The sequence below is a fragment of the Ramlibacter sp. genome (assembly GCF_041916345.1).
Taxonomy (GTDB): domain Bacteria; phylum Pseudomonadota; class Gammaproteobacteria; order Burkholderiales; family Burkholderiaceae_C; genus Ramlibacter.
Genome location: NZ_JAYRZR010000151.1, coordinates 1 through 5552, shown reverse-complemented (window position 1 = coordinate 5552; position 5552 = coordinate 1). Strand labels below are relative to the sequence as shown.

The window sequence follows — 5552 nt, the reverse complement described above, 5'->3', positions numbered from 1 at the left end:
TGTCCAGGCGCAGGCGGGGCGGCCGTCGGCCGAGAGCAGCTTCGAGGGGAAGGGCGGCGGGAAGTTGGCGACCGCGCGCTCCATGTGCACCGTCTCGGGCGCCAGCGCCATCATCAGCGCCGTCTCGGAGTGGCCCGCGTGCATGGCGAGCTTCTTCTCCTGCTCGCTCACGTACTTGCCGGAGGCATTGGGCAGTCGCGAGACATGGAAGGGCACGATCACGTAGTCGCCATGGCGCAGGCGCAGCTCGCGCGCGGCCATCTCCAGCACCTGCGGCTGGCCGCCGTGGCCGTTGGCCAGCAGCAGCTTGCGAAAGCCCGCGCGGTACACCGACTCGCCGATCTCCTGCACCATGGCCAGCAGCGTGGGGCCGGTGAGCGTCATGGTGCCGGGGAAGTGCAGGTGCTCGTCGGACTTGCCGTAGGTGATGGGCGCCAGCCCGAAGGCGCGGATCTCCGCCGGCAGCTTCTCCAGGGCGCGGCCCAGCACGCCGGACGAGATGACGCTGTCCACCGAGCAGGGCAGGTGCGGGCCATGCTGCTCGATCGCGCCCACGGGCAGCACGATGACGGTGTTGGCCTTGTCGGGCAGGGCGTCGATCTCGGTCCAGCTCAGGTAGGGCAGGAAGCGGTGGGGCGGGATGTAGCCGTGCAGCATGGGCAGCCTTGGTGGGGGTTCAGGCGAACTTCGCCATGGCCTGGCCCACGCGCGCCTTGAAGGCGGTGAGGCGGGGCTCGGTGGCCACGTTCATGTGGTAGTAGGCGTGGTAGTCCACGCGGGCCTGGCTGGCGGTGAGCCGCCGCATGTAGCGCGTGACCATCTTGCGCGGCGGGTCGCCCATGTACCAGGCCATCCAGCGCGGCCGGCCGTAGGTGACCACGGCGGAGATGCGCTTGATGTTCGTGAGCATGGGCTTCACGTTCGCGGGGTCGCTGATGTCGAAGGCCACGCCGGGCATGAGCAGCCGGTCGAAGAAGCCCTTGAGCATGGCCGGCAGGCCGAAGCACCACGTGGGAAAGCAGAGGACGATGGCGTCGGCGGCGCGCAGGCGGTCCACGTAGCCGCGCAGCGGCTCCTGGTTGTGCGGCACGTCGTGGTAGCCCAGGCGCTCCTCGCGCGACATCACCGGGTTGAAGCCCTCGGCGTACAGGTCGCAGTCGTCCACCTCGTGGCCGGCCGCCTGCAGGTTGCGCACCACCTCCTGGTGCAGCGCGGCCGCGAAGCTGGTCTCCACCGGATGGCAATAGACGACGAGGACGCGCATGGTGCGGCGGTCCTCAGGCATGCACCGCGCTGGCGCGGTGGGCGACGGACGTGGTGCGGATGCGGCGGAAGGTGTTCATTCTTGACCAGACAATCTGACTGTCTGGTCAAAATGAGCAAAGCTTGTGCCAAGTCAATGACGTGGCGGGCGGGGCATGGTGGGGTGTGTCTTCAGCGTGGCACGATCCCGCAGCCCCGCAGCACGAACGCCGTCAGCTCCTCGGCGAGCGCCTCGCGATCGGGCATCCACCCGGGCTGGTTCGGCTTGCGCATCTGCTGGACCTGCAGCGCCGAGTCGGCATAGAACTGCGTCATGGCCCAGACGCTCATGAGCAGGGCGTAGGCATCCACCGGCTGCATCAGGCCGCGAGCGATCCAGCCGTTGATGACGTTCACCTTCTCGCGGGTGCGCCTGCGCGCGTCGGGCCAGAACTTCTCCAGGTTGCGGCCGCCGTCCAGCACCTCGCGCGTGAAGATGCGCGAGATCTCGGGCTTCTCGAAGGCGAGCTTGAGCTTGCTGCGGATGTAGTCGCCCAGCACCTGGGCCGGGTCGGTGGAGCCGGCGTCGAACATGCTCTTCCACTCGGCCACCACCGACATCAGCAGCTCCTCGTAGAGCTCCTCCTTGCCGCGGATGTAGTAGTGCAGCTGGGGCTTGGTCAGGCCCGCGCGTTCGGCGATGGCCTGGGTGGAGGTGCCCTTCAGGCCATGGCGGCTGAACTCCTCGATCGCGGCCGCGCGGATGGCGGCGAGCACGCGTTCGCGGTTTTCGCGCGCGTTGCGGGGGCGTTCGGCGGGCTTGGGGGCTTTGGGGCCAGAAGGCGGCATGACGCGGACAAGCATAGCCCAGCCCCGGCCCCGCGCCTGGATCCTGGGGAGCCTGACACGGGTCTCGTCAATGCGACAGGCACGCCGTACAATTTGATACAAGTCAATCCGACCGGCCTGTTGCCGTTCAGAATCGACGCGACCCTGACCCCTGCGGCCCCGCTCCGTGCAAGATCCCGTGCCCGAAACCGCCCTCACGCCCGGCGTGAGCGAGCTTCTGCGCGCCATGCGCCTGAAGCGCGGCCTGGCGCGCGAGCGGCTGGAAGACGCCCTGCGGGCCCTGCGCCTGCTGGACGAGCCCCGGCTGGCCGCTCTGCGCGCGGAAGACCCGGCCCTGCTGGACGTGCACTGCCTGCAGCTGGTGCATCGCGGCCTGCTCACCCGCGAGCAGCTGGGCGAGGCCCTCGCCCATGTGACCGGCCTGCCCGAGGCCGCGCAGGTGGACCTGGCCACCGCCCCCCCCGCGCTGCTGAAGGTGATGCTGCAGCCTCGCCCCGTTGGCGCCACGCTGCACACCGGACCAGCCCGCAACCTGTCCGAACTGGGGGAGGCCTTCGCGCTGGCCTACAGCGCGCCACTGGTCACGCTGGAGCAGTCGATCGAGGCCCTGGGCCTGCTGGACCGCGCGTCGATCCGCGAACTGGCCGCGCGCGACCCCGAGATCTTCCGCGGGGGCCAGCACCGCCTGGTGGAGCAGTTTCGCCTGACGCCCGAGAACCTGGGCCGCGCCCTCGCCCACACGGCCAACCTGCCGGAGGTGGATGCGCTGCGTTTCGCGATCGACCCCGAGGCGCTGCAGGTGCTGCCGGTGCGGCAGGCGCGCACGATGCAGGTGTTGCCGCTGGGTGAGCGCGACGAACACTTCTACATCGCCAGCTCGCAGCCGACCGATCTGGAGCTGAAGCAGCGCCTGACCGCGCTGACCGGCCACACCGTGATGATGGTGTGGGCGCCGCAGGCCGACATCCTGAAGCGGCTGGAGACCGAGGAGTCGGCCAGCCTGCAGAGCTCCGTGCAGCCGCTGGTGATGGAGTGGTCGCAGCCCGCGAGCGCGACCGGCACCGCGGCCGGCAATGGCGGCGGCACGATGGTCGCTCCATCGCGCACCTCCACCACCGGCCGCCTGGGCGACCGCGCCCAGCACGTGGAGAAGGTGGAGGTGATCCGCTGGGACGCCGCGGCCTCCGACGAGCCGGGCGACGTGGATGCGCTGGTGGCCCAGGCCGAGGCCGAGGTCGACGCGATGCAGGGCCAGCAGCTCTCCGAGGCCGTGGTCGGCGACCGCTCGGGCATGGCGCGGCTGGTCACGCGCATGATCGAGGATGCCCGTGCCCAGGGCGCGTCGGACATCCACATCGAGCTGGGCAATCCGCAGACCGTGGTGCGCTTCCGCATCGACGGCGACCTGCGCAACTACCTGCTGCTGCCGGTGCGGCTGCGCGCCGCGCTTGTCTCGCGCATCAAGGTCATGGCACGGCTGGACATTGCCGAGCGTCGGCGTCCGCAGGACGGCCGCATCAACATGGCCGACTTCGGCCAGGCCCGGCTGGAGCTGCGCGTGGCGGTGCTGCCCACGCACGACGGCATGGAGAACGTGGTCATGCGCCTGCTGGCCACGGCAGACCCGATTCCGTTGACCAAGCTGGGCCTGCAGAAGCGCGACGAGGAAACCATCGCGCGGCTGGCCCGCTACTCGTTCGGCCTGGTGCTGGCGGCGGGCCCCACCGGATCGGGCAAGACGACCACGCTGCACTCGATCCTGCAGACCATCAACACGCCCGAGCGCAAGATCTGGACCGCCGAGGACCCGATCGAGATCACCCAGCCGGGCCTGAACCAGGTGCAGGTGAACGCCAAGATCGGCGTCACCTTCGCCGCGGCGATGCGCAGCTTCCTGCGCGCCGACCCCGACGTGATCATGATCGGCGAGGTGCGCGACGCCGAGACGGCGCACGTGGCCGTGGAAGCCTCGCTCACCGGGCACCTGGTGCTCTCCACGCTGCACACCAACAGCGCCGCCGAGAGCGTGGTGCGCCTGCTGGAACTGGGCCTGGACGCGTTGAACTTCGCCGATTCGCTGCGTGGCATCGTCGCCCAGCGCCTGGTGCGCGGCCTGTGCCCGCACTGCCGGGGCTGGCAGCCGCTGGACCCGGAGGGCCTGCGCGCCCTGGTGGACGAGTACATCGGCCCCACCGGCATCGACCGTGCCGAAGCCGAGCGCCGCCTGATGGCGGCCGCCGGCGTGAGCGTGCCTGCCGCCCTGCAGGTGGCCGTGGCCGTCGGCTGCGAGCACTGCGGCGGCAAGGGCTACAAGGGCCGCATGGGCGTCTACGAGATCCTGGAGAACTCCCCCGGCCTGCGCGACCTGATCCAGCGCCGGGCCCGCACGGCCGAGATCAACGCGATGGCCCTGGAGTCCGGCATGCGCTGCCTGCGCCACGACGCACTGGAGAAGGCCGTGCAGGGCAAGCTGGACCTGATCCAGGCGCGGGCGGCGTTCCTGTAGCGACGCCCAAGGAGAAAGGGCCGCCCGAAGGCGGCCCTTGATGCATGCGCAGGACGCGGCCTACTTGATGTAGTCCGACACCACCTTCCACTTGCCGTCGGTGATCTGCGACAGGCGCGACTTGTCGTTGCCCAGGCGCTTCTTGGCGGTGAAGGTGGCCTCGGGGCTGCCGAAGATGTCCTTCGGGATGGTCATGTTGTTGTCCATCGTCTTGATGAAGTTGTCCGTGGTGAGGTTCGGGCCGGTCTTCTGCGCCGCCGCCAGGAAGGCGTCGATGGCGTTGTAGCCGTACACCGAGAACACCGTGGGATCCTCGTTGAACTTGGTCTTGTACTTGTTGGCCCAGAAGCGCACCGGCTGCGACGCGTCGTCCAGGTAGGGATGCTGTGAGGTGTGGGTGGCGTACAGGCCGTCCATGGCCTTGCCGCCCAGCTTGTGGATCAGGTCGGTGTAGGCGGCGCTGGAGCCGATGAAGGTGGGGTTGTAGCCGGTCTTGCGGGCTTCGGCGATGGCGCCGATGGTCTCGCGGATGATGGTGCCCAGCACCACCATGTCGCAGCCGGAGGACTTCATCTTCGCGACCTGCGAGCTGAAGTCGGTGGCGCCGCGCTTGTAGGTCGTCTTCTCGGCGAGATCCATGCCGGCGGCCTTCAGGCCGGCCTCGGCGCCGCGCATCACCTCCAGGCCGAATTCGTCGTCCTGGTACATGGTGCAGACCTTCTTGGCGCCCTTGTCCTTGGCCAGCTGCGGCACCGCGGTGCGCATCTGGTCGAAGTAAGTGGCGGCGAACGAGTACTTGAGCCGGTGGAAGGGCTCGTACATCTCGCGCGCGGCGGTGACCGGGAAGAAGTTGATCACGTTCTTCTCGAACTGCACCGGCATGGCGGCCATGTTCTGCGCCGTGCCGATGTGGCCGATCATGGCGAAGATCTTGTCCTGGTTCACCAGCTTCTGC

The 5552-nt window shown here is 69.1% G+C and carries 5 protein-coding genes; 1 reads left to right on the top strand and 4 read right to left on the bottom strand.

The annotated features are described in order from the left end of the window. From ACE3T5_RS20965 to ACE3T5_RS20955, 3 genes are all read right to left on the bottom strand, one after another. A partial coding sequence (locus ACE3T5_RS20965) for a creatininase family protein (protein ID WP_374670054.1) occupies positions 1-657 on the bottom strand: 657 nt, incomplete at its 3' end. Positions 658-676: 19 nt separating this feature from the next. Continuing rightward, positions 677-1264 carry an NAD(P)H-dependent oxidoreductase gene (locus ACE3T5_RS20960; protein ID WP_374670053.1) on the bottom strand — a complete coding sequence of 196 codons (588 nt, stop codon included), beginning with the start codon at positions 1262-1264 and terminating at the stop codon, positions 677-679. Positions 1265-1434: 170 nt separating this feature from the next. After that, positions 1435-2091 carry a TetR family transcriptional regulator C-terminal domain-containing protein gene (locus tag ACE3T5_RS20955; RefSeq protein WP_374670052.1) on the bottom strand — a complete coding sequence of 219 codons (657 nt, stop codon included), beginning with the start codon at positions 2089-2091 and terminating at the stop codon, positions 1435-1437. 178 nt (positions 2092-2269) lie between these two features. Here ACE3T5_RS20955 and ACE3T5_RS20950 point away from each other — a divergent pair, with 178 nt between their 5' ends. Further along, positions 2270-4597, top strand: a complete 2328-nt coding sequence (locus ACE3T5_RS20950; protein ID WP_374670051.1) for a GspE/PulE family protein — start codon at positions 2270-2272, stop codon at positions 4595-4597. Between the two features lie 60 nt (positions 4598-4657). Here the strand turns inward: ACE3T5_RS20950 and ACE3T5_RS20945 are convergent. Beyond that, positions 4658-5552, bottom strand: an 895-nt coding sequence (locus ACE3T5_RS20945) for an ABC transporter substrate-binding protein (protein ID WP_374670050.1), incomplete at its 5' end; no start/stop codon positions are given.